Annotated in this window: 8 protein-coding genes; 5 read left to right on the top strand and 3 right to left on the bottom strand. The window is 63.0% G+C overall.

Features of this window, described 5'->3' with window-relative positions; translation table 11 throughout:
* Window positions 1-195: 195 nt before the first annotated feature.
* The 5 genes from QRN52_RS00670 (at window position 196) to QRN52_RS00650 (ending at window position 7,612) form a co-directional block, all read left to right on the top strand.
* On the top strand, window positions 196-1,710 hold the full coding sequence (locus tag QRN52_RS00670; protein ID WP_284750886.1) for an APC family permease: 1,515 nt from the start codon (window positions 196-198) through the stop codon (window positions 1,708-1,710).
* A 158-nt stretch (window positions 1,711-1,868) separates the two neighbouring features.
* Window positions 1,869-3,233, top strand: a complete 1,365-nt coding sequence (locus tag QRN52_RS00665; protein WP_284750885.1) for an aminotransferase family protein — start codon at window positions 1,869-1,871, stop codon at window positions 3,231-3,233.
* Window positions 3,234-3,385: 152 nt separating this feature from the next.
* Window positions 3,386-4,501, top strand: a complete 1,116-nt coding sequence (locus tag QRN52_RS00660) for a Zn-dependent alcohol dehydrogenase (protein WP_284750884.1) — start codon at window positions 3,386-3,388, stop codon at window positions 4,499-4,501.
* 208 nt (window positions 4,502-4,709) lie between these two features.
* On the top strand, window positions 4,710-6,206 hold the full coding sequence (locus tag QRN52_RS00655; RefSeq protein ID WP_284750883.1) for an aldehyde dehydrogenase family protein: 1,497 nt from the start codon (window positions 4,710-4,712) through the stop codon (window positions 6,204-6,206).
* Between the two features lie 134 nt (window positions 6,207-6,340).
* Window positions 6,341-7,612 (top strand): M20 metallopeptidase family protein, encoded by a 1,272-nt coding sequence (locus tag QRN52_RS00650; protein WP_284750882.1) that lies wholly within the window; start codon window positions 6,341-6,343, stop codon window positions 7,610-7,612.
* Between the two features lie 259 nt (window positions 7,613-7,871).
* Here QRN52_RS00650 and QRN52_RS00645 read toward each other — a convergent pair whose 3' ends face one another.
* The 3 genes from QRN52_RS00645 to mobF all read right to left on the bottom strand — a co-directional run bounded on the left by QRN52_RS00645 (window position 7,872) and on the right by mobF (window position 14,835).
* A complete protein-coding gene (locus tag QRN52_RS00645; RefSeq protein ID WP_284750881.1) occupies window positions 7,872-8,639 on the bottom strand; it encodes a hypothetical protein in 768 nt (255 codons plus the stop codon).
* A gap of 411 nt (window positions 8,640-9,050) precedes the next feature.
* Window positions 9,051-10,157, bottom strand: a complete 1,107-nt coding sequence (locus QRN52_RS00640; RefSeq protein WP_284750880.1) for a hypothetical protein — start codon at window positions 10,155-10,157, stop codon at window positions 9,051-9,053.
* A gap of 61 nt (window positions 10,158-10,218) precedes the next feature.
* Window positions 10,219-14,835, bottom strand: a complete 4,617-nt coding sequence (mobF, locus tag QRN52_RS00635) for a MobF family relaxase (RefSeq protein ID WP_284750917.1) — start codon at window positions 14,833-14,835, stop codon at window positions 10,219-10,221.
* Window positions 14,836-15,287 lie beyond the last annotated feature (452 nt).

Raw genomic sequence — 15,287 nt, 5'->3', positions numbered from 1 at the left:
CATTACGACCATGAACGGTGGCGACAGTGTGCAGAGCTGACACAGGGGCGGGCAACGCGGGACCTAGGCTGTAATGCAGTTCACAGACGATGCGGCAAGGGGGCCGTCAAAGCTGAGTTCCACGATGACTGAATTCTTCAGGCCTATCGAAGGCGTCGTGAAGATAAATGAGCTTCGAACGTCCGGGAGGGACGAATGGCAACTAACAATGTTAAATTTGAGCCTGTGGATGCGGGCCCGAACGGAATCCTGAGCCCCGACAAGTTACTCGGCCGCGGGCTCGGCGTCGGGTCAATCGTGTTCATGGTCGTGGCCGGTGCCGCACCGATGACAGCCGTCGTGGCCGGCTGGCCCGTGGTGGTCTCTGCCTCGGAAAGCACGGGCGGCCCGCTGTTCTTCCTCATCGCTACGGTGATCCTGTTTCTGTTCGCCGTTGGATTCACGCGGATGACCCCCTACGTGAAGAACGCGGGGGCCTTTTACTCGTACATCCAAACGGGGCTCGGCCGGGGCATGGGGCTTGGTGCATCAACCTTCGCACTCGGAACGTATCTGCTCCTGTTTCTCGCACTGTGTTCCTACCTGGGATCTGCGGCCCAGACCACTGTCCATGATCTGGGTGGTCCGGATCTTCCATGGTGGCTGTGCAGTTTGGTGCTGATGGCAACCTGCGGTGCCCTTGCATACCGGGACGTCGAGCTCTCCGCCAAGGTCCTGGGCGTGGTCCTGGTCATCGAAACGGTCGTTCTATTGGCAGTAAATATCGGTGTCGTTGTACATGGCGGTGCCGAGGGGCTGAGCGGTGACTCGCTGTCCCCCGCGCGCCTGGGTGAAGGAGTCCCCCCATTGGGCGTCATGTTCGCCTTCTTCTCGTTCATCGGCTTTGAGGCCACCGCTGTTTTCCGCAACGAAGCGCGTGACCCCGACCGGACAATACCGCGCGCAACGTACATCGCCGTTCTCGCTATTGGCGTCTTTTACACCTTCACCGCATGGGCCATGCAGGCCGGCATCGGCGACAGCCACATCGTCGAAGTGGCAACAGATGATCCCACCAGCATTGTGGTCGGTCTGGCTGCGAAGTACGTCTCACCTGTACTTGCAACTCTCCTTCAGGTTTTTCTGATCAGCAGCCTCTTCGCGTGCATTCTGACTTTCCAGAACGTGCTCACCCGCTACCTGTTCACCCTAGGAACCCAGGGCGTGCTCCCCGCGGGGCTCGGAATCGTCCACCCTCGCCACAGGGCTCCCTCGAGAGCTTCATTGACTGTGTCGATCGTGGCCATTGCCCTGCTTGGGGTCGAGGCGCTCATCGGGCTCGACCCGGTGACGCAGGCCTACACCTGGTTCTCGGGATCAGCAACGCTCGGCGTGGTGGTTTTGATGGCCCTCACATCATTATCTGTCCTCGTGTTCTTCCGGAAGAAGGCAAAAGGAAAGCTTTGGGCCACGCTGTTCGCGCCGACACTTGCAGTGACCGGTCTCGGTGGGATTGTCTTCTTGGTCGTACAGAACTTCGGCCTTCTTGTCGGCGGTGACCTCGCTGCAGGAATCCTGCTGTCGGTGATGGGCGCCCTGTTTGCTGGTGGTTTGGTGACCGCCCTGGTAATGCGTTCAAGGCGGCCTGATGCCTACGCCGCGCTTGTGCCAGCGGTGTCAGACCGGGAGCACCAATCCGCAGAAAGCCAGAACTGCGCAACTGCGGAATAAGAGCCGAACACATCCCGCCTCCGGTTCCTGTCTCGTCACGGATAACGAGACAGGAACCGGAGGCGCTGTCGTGGTGGCACTCGTCGGAGCCGCGACGGCAGTGCCAAAAGAAGACCCGCCAAACGTTAGAGGAGTTTTCCATTTCTGAGAGCGCTCTGTTGAAGCAGACCATTGATAAGAAGTACCCGGTGGTTACGCATGGCCATGGGGTCTACCTTTATGACTCAACGGGTCGGCAGTACCTGGATGGTTCAAGCGGCGCCATGACCGCCAATATTGGCCACGGCGTGGACGAGATTGCGGAGGCGGTGAAAGAACAGTGCCGCCTCGTGGCTTTTACGTATAGAACCCAGTTCACCAACCTGCCCGCCGAAGAACTTGCCCGCCGGCTCACCGACATTGCTCCCGGGGACCTCGATATGGCGTTTTTCGTCAATAGCGGGTCCGAGGCATCCGAATACGCCATCCGCACCGCAGTGAGCTACTGGCGGGAAAGGGGGCTCCCAGGCAAAGTCAAAATCCTTGGCAGGACCATCAGCTATCACGGCATGACCATGGGCGCCCTGTCGATGTCCGGGCATGCAGCACGCCGCCCCGACTACGGATCCTTACTGCATGCGTTCGCCTCCGCCCCGCCAGCCTACGCATACCGCTTCGCCCTGCCAGGCGAGAGCGAGGAAGCGTACGCTGCGCGGGCCGCAAAAGCCTTCGAAGATGCCATTCAGAACGAGGACCCCGGCACAGTCGCGGCAGTCATCGTCGAACCAATCGTAGGAGCCGCAGGAGGAGTCCTCACACCTCCAGCGGGCTACTTCGCCCGGCTTCGGGAGATCTGTGATCGGCTGGACGTGCTGATGATCATCGATGAGGTCATTACCGGCATGGGGCGCACTGGCGACTGGTTCGCGAGTTCCTACGAGGACGTCGTGCCGGACCTTCTTCTTATCGGCAAAGGAATGAGTGCCGGTTACTCCCCTGTTGCCGCCGTCTTGCTGCGAGGCCACATCGTTGAGGCGCTCAGAGAGGGCAGCGGCGTCGCGCCGTTCGGCCACACTTTCTCGGGAAACCCCCTGGGGGCAGCAACCTGCCTGGCGGTCCTGGACTTTATGCAACGCGAGAATATCCTCGCGAACGTCCGGCAACGGGGGAAGCAGCTCGAGGAGGGTCTGCTCTCCTTGGCAACAAGGTACCGCTGCATGGCCGATGTCCGTGGGCGGGGCCTGCTCTGGGGCTTCGAGTTCGTTATGGACCAGGAAAGCAAGCAGGCACCCGATCCTGCGCTGGGAGCGGCCAACGCATTCGTGCAGGAATGCCTTGCCCATGGGCTCATTGTCTATCCGGGCGGGATCGCCCCGCTGAACAACGCCGTGATCCTGTCCCCGCCCTTGGTGATCACCGGAGAGGAGACACGAGTACTGCTGGCGAAGCTGGAGAAAGCCGTCCGCGCCATGGAACGCTACCTTAAGCGCCGGGCGGCCGTGGATGACAACCGGCATGGATCCCGAGTCGGAACCGGAAGCTGACTCTCATCCCGGCCGTTCCACAGTGGAGCCGGAGCTGGTCAGGTTGCCATAGTGGTCCTAAAGGCTGTTCCCTCACACTTTTGAAACTCGACCAGGGCTGAAGATGGTCGAGGCGACCCATCTGCAAGCACCTCCACTATCAAGGATGCCAAGTGAGTACACAGATTCTTGCCGCCGTGCTGGAAAAGCCCGGAGCCCCTCTTCAGATCCGCGAACTGCTGCTGGATGATCCGGAGGACTATGAGGTCCTCATCCGGACTGAGCGAGTGGGCCTTTGCCATAGCGATCTGCATTATCTGAAGGGGTCGCTGGATATCTCCCTGCCGGCTGTCCTCGGGCATGAAGTCGCAGGCATTGTCGAGCGCGTCGGCTCTGCGGTCACAAGAATCAAGACCGGTGACCGGGTCGTGGTAACGGTCACCCCCTCCTGTGGGGCATGCCGCAATTGCATAGGCGGGCGCCCCACCCAGTGCGAACGGGTCGACTCGGTGCGTGAGCGGCATCGGCCCAGGCTGCTCTCACCTGATGGATCAAGCGTTGAGTCGCTCGGCGGTATCGGCGCATTTGCAGAGGCCTTCCTCGTGAAGGAGGCATCCGTTGCAGCGGTCGGCTCGGATCTGCCTCCCCAGGTGGCGTGTCTTCTCGGTTGCTGCATCAGTACAGGAGTCGGTGCGGTTATTCACGGCGCAAAGGTAGGGCCAGAGGATACTGTTGCCGTAATCGGTTGCGGCGGCGTCGGAATAGCGGCCATTCAAGGTGCCAGGTTGGCTGGGGCACGACGAATCATTGCCATTGACGCCGTGCCGGCCAAGCTGGAGCTCGCCCGCAACTTCGGTGCCACGGACACTGTTGTCTCATTACCCGACCCAACAGAAACACTCATCCAGGTCCGATCACTTCTTCCCCAAGGTGTCAGCCATGCAATCGAGGCGGTGGGCCGCAGCCAGACAGCGGAACTCGCCTTTTCGCTCCTGAGCCCGAACGGAACCGCCACCATCCTCGGTCTCATGCCCACAGGGTCCGAACTGCGTATCCCCGCAGATGCACTCGTCTACGGCGACCGACACCTGCAAGGCGCCTACATGGGCGCGAACAGGTTCCTCAGCGACGTCGACATGTTCACGGACCACTACCTGAATAACCGACTGGATCTCGATGCAATGGTCACCAAGGAACTGCCCTTCGTACGTATCAACGAGGGATTCGAAGCGATGGCGGAAGCATCGACGATCCGAGTTGTGCTGAACATGACCGACAGGCAATCGTGATCCGGACAACCTTGAAGACCGTTCGGCAGCTGACTGTTACGCCGATCATGATCTAATTTTGCGCCACGGCCAGCGCCGGAACGAAGGCTGCACAACATGGCGCTGCAAATCCTCCTGAACATAAACGGTCGAACGTCAAGGCTCAGCCCCTACCGTCGCTGGTCCTGGACGACAAAGACAACAAAAGAAAACCAGAGGAGCACCTTAATTGACTGCTGAAGGACTAGCACAACTGACCGATATCTCCCCCGACCTCGTCGAGCAACGCTCCTTTGTCGATGGCGCATGGCTGCAGCTCGACGAAAACGGCCGCTACCTTACCAACCCAAATACCGGCGAACCCCGGCAGCCGATGCGAAAGACCGGAAGGGCTGACGTCGAGCACGCACTCGCCGCAGCCGCGTCACTGCACGAGTCCGGGAAACTTGAAGACATCAAACTGCGGGACCGTCTTGAGCTCCTGACGAAGATAGCCGCATCTCTCGATGCTCAGAGCGAAGAAATCGCACTGCAGGACAGCATCAACACGGGAGTCCCTATCCGGACCACCCGCCTGATTGCCGGTGCACTCGGGGACAGAGTCCGGGGAACAATCGCTGAAGCGGAGGAGCTTGGCGAGTCGGAGACCCTTGACGGCGGTGACCGGTCTGTGGTCATCCTGCGCAAGCCCCTCGGCCCGGCCCTCATCGTTGGCCCCTGGAATGCTCCAACCTTCACCGTGGTTGGCAAGGTTGCGGCAGCAATGGCGGCTGGGTGCCCGGTCATCCTCAAACCCTCCGAGAACGCACCCGGCGGTTGCCAGCTCTTCGCCGAGTCGATCGCCGCCGCCATGACCGAACTCGACTACCCAAGTGCCGCGTTTCAACTGGTTCATGGGAATTCGGAGACAGGATCACTGCTGACTTCGGATCCCCGCATCGAGGCTCTTTCGTTTACCGGCGGCGATTCGGCAGGCCGCACAGTCGCGCAGGCTGCGGCGTCCAATCTCGCTGTCATGCAGATGGAGCTTGGATCCAACAACCCCGTGATCATTCTGGATGATGCCGATGTCAGCTCGGCGGCACAGTCCATTCTGCAGGGCATGACCCGTCTCAATGGCCAGTGGTGCGAGGCGCCCGGCAAGGTACTGGTTGACGGGTCGATTCACGACCGTTTCGTTGAAGCTATGAAGTTCGAACTCAGTAAGCTTCGGGTCGGAAATGCCTTGGATGAGACAACGGAAGTGGGTCCCCTGGCGTTTGAACGGCAGCGTGATGGGTTGAAAGCGGCAGTGAATCGACTCCTCGAACTGGGGGGAACACTGGTCACTGGCGGCGACCTACCGGATCTTAACGGTTGGTTCCTGGCACCGGGGATGATCGTCGGATGTCCCGCCGGAGCCGCCACGGAAGAACTCTTCGGGCCACTGGTCACGGTACATCCCGTGCATTCCGTTGAAGAGGCGCTTAGCCATGCAAACGGACCGGCAACCGGTCTTGATGCCTACGTATTCGGCGGTGACGAAACACGGGCCATCGACGTGGCATCCCGTATTCGTGCCGGGGAGGTCCGTATCAACGGCACGTTCATGAGCGACCTGGCCGGCAATTCGCGCCAGAGTTTCTGGGGTACCAGCGGTATCGGAGGCCACGGTCCCCAGTACGGCGTACGCTTCTTTACCGGCGACCGCGTGGTTGGCGTGGACAGGACGGATTTCCCGCTCTAGGCGCCATATCCGACTTCGGCAGCAATAGAAAACACTCCGGGAAACGTGCTCGCGGTCAGGGAGCGGGTTTCCCCCCCGCGCACTTCTCACGAGAATGAGCAGGGCGGGGCCGTCCAACACGAGAAAGTCCTTCAATGACAAATACTTCAATGACAGATGCGGAGCGGTTTTCAGCGCTGAGTTTCCTTGAGGGCGCCTCAGCAGCGATCCCGTCCTTCGGGAGTGACTTGGTTGATTTCCGTAGGGAAATGCACGCAGACCCTGAAGTTGGCCTGTATCTGCCCCGCACCCAGGCCCGGGTCCTTGAGGCAGTCAAGAGGCTCGACCTCGAGTTAACCCTCGGAAAAGCCGCCTCGTCCGTGGTTGCAGTACTTCGCGGCGGGGCCAGCGAAGCCCCGCTCGGGACCCGCCCAACTGTGCTGCTCAGAGGCGACATGGATGCACTTCCGGTGACAGAAAAGACGGGAATACCCTTTGCCTCGACCAATGGAGCGATGCATGCCTGCGGCCATGACCTGCATACAGCGGGCCTGATTGGTGCCGCCCGGTTGCTCTCGTCCGTACGTGACAGCCTGACCGGCGACGTCATCTTCATGTTCCAACCGGGGGAGGAAGGACATGACGGGGCCCGCATCATGCTGGAGGAAGGCGTTCTTAACGCAGCCGGCAGGCGACCGGATGCTGCCTACGCCTTGCATGTCGTTTCGGACATGCCATCAGGCGTGTTCACGACCCGGGCCGGCTCCTACATGGCAGCCTTCGGAGATCTGTCCGTCAAGGTTATCGGGCGTGGTGGGCACGGTTCGCGCCCCTTCCAGGCTCTGGATCCCATACAGGTAGCTGCTGAAATGCTTGGCGCGCTACAGACGTACATTACCCGGCGATTCAACGTTTTTGACCCCGTGGTTCTGTCCGTGGGCCAATTCCATGGCGGTTCCGCCTCTAATGTCATACCTGATTCGGCGGAATTCAGGGCCAGCGTCAGGTCTTTCAGCCCCGGTGTCGAAGCACGGCTCGCACAGGAGTTGCCGGATCTTATCCGGCAACTGGCGACCGCTCATCAACTGACAGCCGAGGCAACGTTCACTCCGGTTATGCCGGCCACCGTCAATCACGACAGTGACGCCGAACTCTGGGGCAGGACCGCACGGGCGTTCTTCGGAGAGCAGCGGTTCGTCCCCAGCCCGTCCCCCAGGACCGGGTCTGACGATTTCTCCCGTGTCCTCGTGGAGGTCCCCGGCGCGTACGGGCACCTCGGAGCTGGGTCTCCCGATATTGACCCCATGGATTGGCCTCCTATGCACTCGCCCAGGGCAGTGTTTGACGACGGTATCCTCGTCGACCAAGCACAATTTCTGGCGGGCGTAGCACTTGGAAAGCTCCAGGAGCTGGAAGTCATGGGGTAGTCCCAGCCCAGTTCGGAGGGTTTCCGGAGGGACCCACGACTCAGTTAAGCAGTGGATCTGGCAGTACCGGTCGGAGTCCCGAATGGATGGCTCGTCAACCACTATCAGGTTGACGTACACCCCAACCTGACGTCAGGATGAAGCACCGAGCGCCTACGAATAGAACTCCCATGAATCTTTCTGACATCAAGCTTTTGAAGTCTCAAAGCCCAACCTGACACTTAAGGGGGAAGACCTCTTCCGGACGACATATGGGCGCTTATCGGGTTCGGTTTCTGGCAGAGGATTGTCTGGGCTCACGAACGCCTACCTCGGCAGGATGCCGTTGTAACGCGTCACCTGCGGTTCGGTTTGCCTCTACGGGCCGCGGAACCGCGCCGGGGTCATCTTCGATGGAGTAAACGAGCCGGGCTTTGTTCGTGATGTTGTCGATGTTTTCCGTCGTGATGTTGATGGCTGTCGAATGGTTTCTGAGCTTTTGGGTCAGTTCCTTCTGCGGCCAGAAAAGCTCTTCCATGAATGAATCGAAGGTCCGGCCGCTGGCCCGCACGTACGCCCTGATCTTTTGGTGGTCTCGGGTGCGCATGCCGAAGGAGAGTTCGACGTCGACATCCCCGAGCGGGTCGACGGTCGGGTCAAGGTAGCTTCCGAAAATCCGGAGCCGTTCCACGAACAGCGGCATCCCGGGATCGGCGTTGTACATCCGGGCCCGTTCCAGGAGGCCGGCGACGAGGCGGTCTGCCGTTGATCGGGTGATGGGTTTGCCGAAGCTGGCCATGGCCAGGGCGTTTCCGAGGGTTGTCGCCTCCCACCAGACGTAGCCGGGATCGTCGCCGGTGTCGGCCTTCACCAGGTAGCCGGCATTCTCCATGCGCGCGAACACTACCTCGGTGTCTTCGACGCCGTTCCTGCGAAGCAGGGTATCGGCCAACTCCTGCACGAAGGTGCCTCCCCGGTACAGGCGCACCAGGTCCCTCGCTACGGGTGCGGGCAAGCCGGCAATCGTGTCGGATTTCGCTATCCTCATGGGCCGAATCCTAATCCTCTCCGGCGATGCACTCCATCAAACCAGCGCCTCCGTTGCCCGCGGTGGGAGCCGAGATGGTGGTTTCCTCAGCCCGTCGGCCGGTTGGGCTGCCAAGTCCGGTCCGGCGAGCATGGTCGTGATTCCTGGTGTGTGCTTTCGCCGTGTCCGTCGGAGACATGCCGGCCGGGTACGGTTCCGGCGGGGCCGCCTGTTCCCGTGTCCGAAGTCCTTTGAACCCGATGGACCATGCGGCGTGGCTGTTCCCTTTTGGTGTGGATGGGTGTTCATCGGGTCAGGCCGTTCTTGCCATCTCTGAGAATCTATGGCTGTTCCTGGGCAGGACTTCCTGCTTGGGGGCGCCCTGGCCCATGGTCGCGGCTGTGCTCCTCAAGGAACTATTCCACGACGGGCCTACCGTTGCGGGCCGGTGATCTCCGGTCGGGCACCGGGTGGTTCCGGTGGGCGTTGCGGTTTCCGGAGCGCTTGCTGGGCTTGTTCCAGGAGTTGCTTGATGTGTTCGGATGCTTCGGGGTTGGACCGTTGGCTGCGCTGGGCGTTCAGGTACCAGTCGAAGCGTTCCTTGATCGCCTCGATGGTTTTGGGCGCGTTGGTTCCGACGCCCAGGCTGACCGAGTGGTCCAGCGGTGGCCGCTGGCTGTCTGCTTCGGTCCGGACGGCGTGGAGGACTTGGCTCTCCTTGCCCTGATGCACTAGCCTTGATTCAGAAGCAACAGCCGGCCCTCCGCCTCTTTGAGCGCCGACAGTTGGCTGGACCCCCGGACCTTGCTGCGGCAGATGGGGGTTGCTTCCTTTAACGGCCAGTCCGGTCCGGGCGTGCAGCACCGTCGTCACCGGGGCCAGGGGCTTGAACCACGTGCCTTCTGATCTGGCCAGCTGGTGGTAGAAACTCCAGGACGACAGGTCCGCGGCCCACAGCAGTTTCTCGTCCCAGGGCGAGATGGATTCGATGACGACCGAACGGTGGAGAAGCCCGGCGTTCCGCAGGCGCGCGAACACGTCATGGTCTCTGGCATTGCCGCCGGGATAGGCGTCTTCCTTGAGCTGTTCGAAAACCATCAGACGGGGAGGATCCTCCCTGCCGGAGCTGGTCGCCGCACGGGCCAGGGTCGTGATGCATTCCTCGCGGGCCTTTTGCAGGGCATGGTCCCCGGTACTGATTTCCGTCTGAACGGTGACGACGGTGAAGTCCACAACCCGGGCGAGATATTCGTTCAGTTCCAGGATCCTTGGCCGCAGCTCTTCCACGGGCCCGAGCTTGCCGTTGTATGCCTCGGTCGTGTGCCAGTAGTTCGCACCGACGATGCGTTCAAGTTCTTTGCGGACGATGTCCAGGGAGTCTTTGGGGACCGTGACGCCGCTCATGGTGTAGAACGGGCGTTCACCGAAGCTGTTCCCTGGCGCACGCACGCTCTCGTCCACAAAGACGACCGGCCCGGGGGTACGCGCGTAGAGGGTCTGCAGGCGTTCTTGTGCTGCGCGGCCGCGAGGACTCCCCATGCTCACCCCTTTGCTGTTCTGACCGGTGCTGATCTTGACCGGTCTGGCCGGTCTGAACAGCCTACAGTCGCGGGCCGCGGTGCCCGGTGGACGGTCCTCCGGCGGCGGGACCGTCCTGCTCGCGGCGGCGCTGCTCATCCTCGGCGGCAGCTTGGACTGCGCGTTGCCGGCGGAGCCGTTCCACTGCGGAGGAACCGTCCGTGCCGGCCCCGGCCGCACGGGACGCGGCGAGGCGTTCGGCAAAGGTTCCCGGCTGCTGTGTGGCTGCGGTCTTGTCTGCTTTCTCGCTGCGCCGGCGGGCCGCGATGTCCTCCAGTGCTTCTTTGACCGATTCCGGCCGGTCCTCCGTCTTATGGCCGGTCGTGGCGCGGTTCTCGCGTACTTTGCGGGCCAGGGCGGCGATGCGTTCGGCGCGTTCCTGGGCCGGGTTCAGCTGCGCCTGGGCGCCGCGGGTTTCCTGCAGGTGGTCGACAACGTGTTCGGCCGGGGTGGGGGTTTCCTTGACAAGGGCCTCGACCTGGGCGGCTTCGGCCATGTGTGCGGCGTCGGCCGGTGCCAGAGGTTCCTTGGCCGTCTGGGCACTGTACTTGTGCATGGCCGTGATCCTCGCGGTCAGCTCCGCGCCCGTGCCGTTCTCCTGGTGCTGGGCGGGAACGGGCGATGTCTCGGACTCCGGCACGCGGTAGGTGTCGCGGTAGGTGGAGATTTCCACGGCGAGCTGGCACCATTGCGCTTGCCGTGCAGGGTCCGAGGGTGCCGGGCCCAGGGCTGCGGCCCAGGCCGGTGGCTCGGCGGCGAGCTGTGCGCCCAGTCGGGTGGCTTCGTTGGCCATGAGCTCACGCCGTGCTGCGAGTTCCTTCCGCCACAGTGCCGGGGTGTCCTGGTGGTTCATGACGTCGGCCGGTGCCATCCAGGCCGGCAGCCTGTCATCTGCTGCTTCCCGGGTGACCGGGGCCGGCAGTTGGCGGCGCAGTTCGATTTCGGCGCGGATCCGGTGCTGGATCTGTGCCGCGGCCTGGATCCGGGAGGCGTGCTCATCCCGGGCGTAGTTGGTCACGGCGCCGCGCTCGTAGGCTTCATCGGCCCGGGCTTCCGGGTTCATCAGCTCACGCAGGGCCTGTTCCTTCTGCAAGGAGGATGCAAGCCACCGGGCTTTAGTGGTTGCGGCGGTGTCGTTGATGGTCGTATCGGTGCGCAGTTGCTGCGTCGCGGCGGTGATCAGTGCGGCCAGGTCATCGTCGCTGAGGTCCCCGTGCAGGCGCCGTTGCCACGGGGTGTCCTTGCGTTCGGCCAGCCAGCCGCGCAGCAGGGTCTTCCGGTCGGGTTCTTCCATGGCCGGCATCCTGGATGCTTCGGCCTTGGCGCGCATCAGCTCGCCGACGGCGCGCTTGTTCAGACGGTCAAGGACGTCGTCGCTCATGGATTCCAGGGGCCGGCGGCCCGGGTTCTGGGTGCGCTCACGCCACCGGGCGAGGCGGTCTTCGACGCGCCAGGCCAGCACCGCCCCGGGATCGTCGGAGGCGTCGAAGCCGCCTTCGTTGATGCTGTCCTTGAGCAGGTTGGTGATGTTGAAGCCGTCGTTCTCCGCGTGGCGCAGGTGCGTGGCCACGGCACCCCACGCGGTGGACTTGGTGAAGCCGGCGGCTGTTCCTTCGCCCAGGACGCGGGCTGCGATGTTGGCCATGCGCAGCTCGTTGGCCTGGTCATCGATGTCCCGGTACGCAGCGGACATGTCCGGCAGGGAGCGGGTCTGGGAGCGGGCGGCGTCCATCTGTTCGTGCGCGGTCAGGTTGGAATCGTGGTTCGCGGCCACACTGGCCAGGACGTCCTCGAGGGTTTGGCCGTCGGCCACGACGCCATAGAGCTTGTTGGACTCCCGTCCGCGGGAGGCGGCGACGTAGGCCAGGGACCGGGACAGGCCGGAGCTGATGAGGGCGTGCGTGGTGTCGCACGTGAGGCCCTGGGTGCGGTGGATCGTCGCGGCATACCCGAGCATGGTGTGGGCCCGCACGTACTCGGCCGGAAGGGTCAGCGTGCCCTGGTGTCCGTGGTGTTTGACCGTCAGCGAACCGTCCTTGTGGGCCTTCACGACGTTCCAGACGTCGTTGTTCTTCACGAAGTCTTTGCCCCGGTTGATGGAGAGCCGGCGGTTGTTCTCCCGGGTGACCACAATGTCCCCGGCACGGGCGGTGAGGCCGTCGCGCAGCATCGCGGCCGGTTTCTTCGCGTCCAGCTCACCGGTGGCGATCCTGTAGGCCTGGGCGCGGGCGTTCAGCTCGGTGACGGTGGCGTTCTCGAACGCCATCATGATGGAGTGCTTGCCCGCGTTGGTGTCTTTCTGCCACGCCTCGAACACCAGCGAGGTCATGGTTTCAGTGTCCCCGCCGATGACGCGGCGGTTCTGCCGGTAGAACGCCCACGGGTCATCCGCGCCGGTTGCCGGGGGTTCGCGCAACGCCAGGGTCGCAGCGGCTTCGGCATCGTTCGGGGACCCGTCCGCGTTGCGGAAGCGGTGCAGGTCTTCCAGGTACACGGCGCCGACGGTGTTCTTCAACAGCCGCAGCGCACCACCGGATGCGACGGCCGAAAGCTGCTGGTCATCGCCCAGGGCACGGACCACGGCACCATGCTGGTCCGCGATCGTCACGGCCGCGGCGAACAGCTGGGTGCCGACCATGCCGGCCTCGTCAATGATGATCACGTCCCCCGGTTTCGGGGTGGTCTTCTCATCGGCCCGGCCGCTGCTGTGGGCGAGAACGAAGGAGTCGATCGTCGTCGCCGTCGCGCCCAGTTCGACACCCATCACGGCGGCGGCGACGGCTGTCGGTGCGAGACCGAACACCCTGCCACCGGCCTCGCGCACCGTGTCGGCAGCGAGCTTCAGCGCGGTGGTCTTGCCGGCACCGGCAGGGCCGACACCGACCATCAAAAGCCGGTCGCTGGTGGCGAACTCTTTGGCCATGCCCAACTGGCCGGAATCGAACCTCTTGTCCTGCCTGGCCAGCGCAGCGTCGAATGATTCGACGGTGGCAGCGGGGATGACGACGCGCTGCGCGGCAGTCAGTAGGCGGTCTTCGCTGTGCAGGATCCCGGCCGAGGTGTACAGCGTGGCGTTGGCGCGGCCGTACTTGGATGCGCCGTTGGCCAGCCGCAGCTCCTTCAGTTCCGGGACTGGGGTTTCGGGGGTGATGCGCAGCGAGTACTGGTCGATCGCACGGGCCGTGACCTGCTCCAGCAGGGCATCAGGGATGGGCAATTCGCCCAGGCGGGAACCGAGCCGGCGCAGTGCCTCGGCCTCGATGTGGTGTTCTCCCCACACTCCCCTGTCGCGTTCCAGACGCTCGATGATCGCGGCCGCTTCCACGGCCGGGTTGAGTTCATCAGCGTGCGAGACAAGCCAGCCTGGCTTGTCCTGCTCGCCGGCGTCGCGGGGGTCGTGACGGTGCGCGCGGGCGTGTTCCAGCGCCTCGGGGCCGACCTTCACGCCGGGGATGGATCCGAGGTCCTGCATCCATTCCTCGACCAGGACGGAGAGCTGTCGGGCTTCCTTTTTGGACGGCCTGGTGTCCAGGGTTGCCTGCTGTGCCAGGGCGATCAGCTGTTTCTTGGAGGGAGCGTAGCCGTGCCTGTCGATGAACTCCCGGGCAAGTTCATCCAGCACCGGCTTGATGCCTTCGCGGCGGGAGGAGGAGGCGTCGATGGCGGCGACGTCGACGCCGGCGATCTCGATCACAGGCCGGTCCCCGGCAACTTTGCGCTCGGTCAGGCCGAGGCCCAGGCGTGCGCAGATCTTCTCCATGACCAGCCGGTTGTACCGCTCGGAGGCGGCGACGTTGAACTGGTACAGGTGCCGTGCGTCCAGGCTGGACCATTTGCCGTCAACGCCCAGGACCTTGTTCGACACCACCACGTGATCGTGCAGCTGGGGATCCCCGGTGCGGGAATCGTAGTGCCGGAACTTCGTGTAGATCAGGCCGCCGTCGACATCTTCCTGACGGACCCCGTTGCGGCCTCGGCGTGTGAATGTCGCCTCCTTTTCCAGGAAGGTCATGGTCTCGGCGATGGCCTCGTTGTGGGCCGCTTCGATCTCCTTGCGGGCCTCATCACCCCCGGTTGCCCACAGCACGGAAGCGGATTTCGCGGGCGCGAACACGAGGTCGAAACCCGCCACTGCCTGCGATCCAGGCTTGGTCTGGGCGGTGACGAACCGGCCCAGTTCTTCCGTATCCTTGGCGCTGCGGCCGTTGAGTTCACGGAAGTACCGGGCGCCTTCCTTCATGCGGATCCGCCGCCTCGTATCGGCATCAGGATCGGCATGGTTCATGCGCTTGTAGTCGCCCATCGCGACGGCAATCCGGCCCTGCAGCTCGTGATCTTTCTGCGAGAACTGCTTGAAGCGGGCACCCAAACGCACGTCAGCATTCTTGTCGGCTTCCACCATGGCTTCGGCGTTCGGATGGATTCCTTCGCCGAACAAGGCTGCCATCTGGGACTCGGTGACCTCACCCGAAACGTCCAAGTGGGCCGCCCCTCCCCCACCCCACTGACCGGGAGGATTGCCGTCCACCGTGTAGTAATCGCCCAGCTGACGGCCCGCCGAGCGCAGCTTATCAGCCGAGGCGACTTCACGGGTGTAGTACGTGTATCCGTCGCCGGCACTGAGCTTGTGCACGGTCATCACGAACCCCAGCATAGCGCCCAAACCACCTCACTTATCGATGATGCATGAGGTGTGACAGATATTGCGCTTTTTGGGTTTGTGGAATCGGTGACGGGAGGGACGAGCTAACTCGATGGAACAAAGACGAAAAGTGTAGGATCGGGCCATCAAGGATTTGATGCGGTTCTGCACATGAGAATGGGCGGTGGGTAACACGCTTTTCCGTTATCCACGGTCCGTTCGATTGTGTAGAACCGCCGCCCGGGTTATCCCCGGGTGGGCAGCGGAGAGACCGTCCTTTTCTCGTAAGCTGTCCACGTGGGGGCAACCCGGGCACAACCAGCCCGAGCGTAAGCGAGGACCGCTGCGGCGCACGCCGCCGGCCGTGGCCCTGACCCGGCGCTAGCCGTTAGGTCCGGGGCGCGGATAACCCAAGGGGAAGGGACCCAAAGCTATGGCAACACCACGGA

Origin of the sequence: Arthrobacter sp. efr-133-R2A-120, assembly GCF_030209835.1 — a bacterium.
GTDB lineage: Bacteria > Actinomycetota > Actinomycetes > Actinomycetales > Micrococcaceae > Arthrobacter.
This window is presented reverse-complemented; position numbering and strand designations above follow the sequence as displayed.

What these genes read in the sequence shown, in the direction of transcription:
- QRN52_RS00670 (WP_284750886.1), top strand. Translation starts at nt 196, where the DNA reads ATGGCAACTAACAATGTTAAATTTGAGCCTGTGGATGCGGGCCCGAAC.
- QRN52_RS00650 (WP_284750882.1), top strand. Translation starts at nt 6,341, where the DNA reads ATGACAAATACTTCAATGACAGATGCGGAGCGGTTTTCAGCGCTGAGT.
- QRN52_RS00645 (WP_284750881.1), bottom strand. Translation starts at nt 8,639, where the DNA reads ATGAGGATAGCGAAATCCGACACGATTGCCGGCTTGCCCGCACCCGTA.
- QRN52_RS00640 (WP_284750880.1), bottom strand. Translation starts at nt 10,157, where the DNA reads ATGGGGAGTCCTCGCGGCCGCGCAGCACAAGAACGCCTGCAGACCCTC.
- mobF (WP_284750917.1), bottom strand. Translation starts at nt 14,835, where the DNA reads ATGACCGTGCACAAGCTCAGTGCCGGCGACGGATACACGTACTACACC.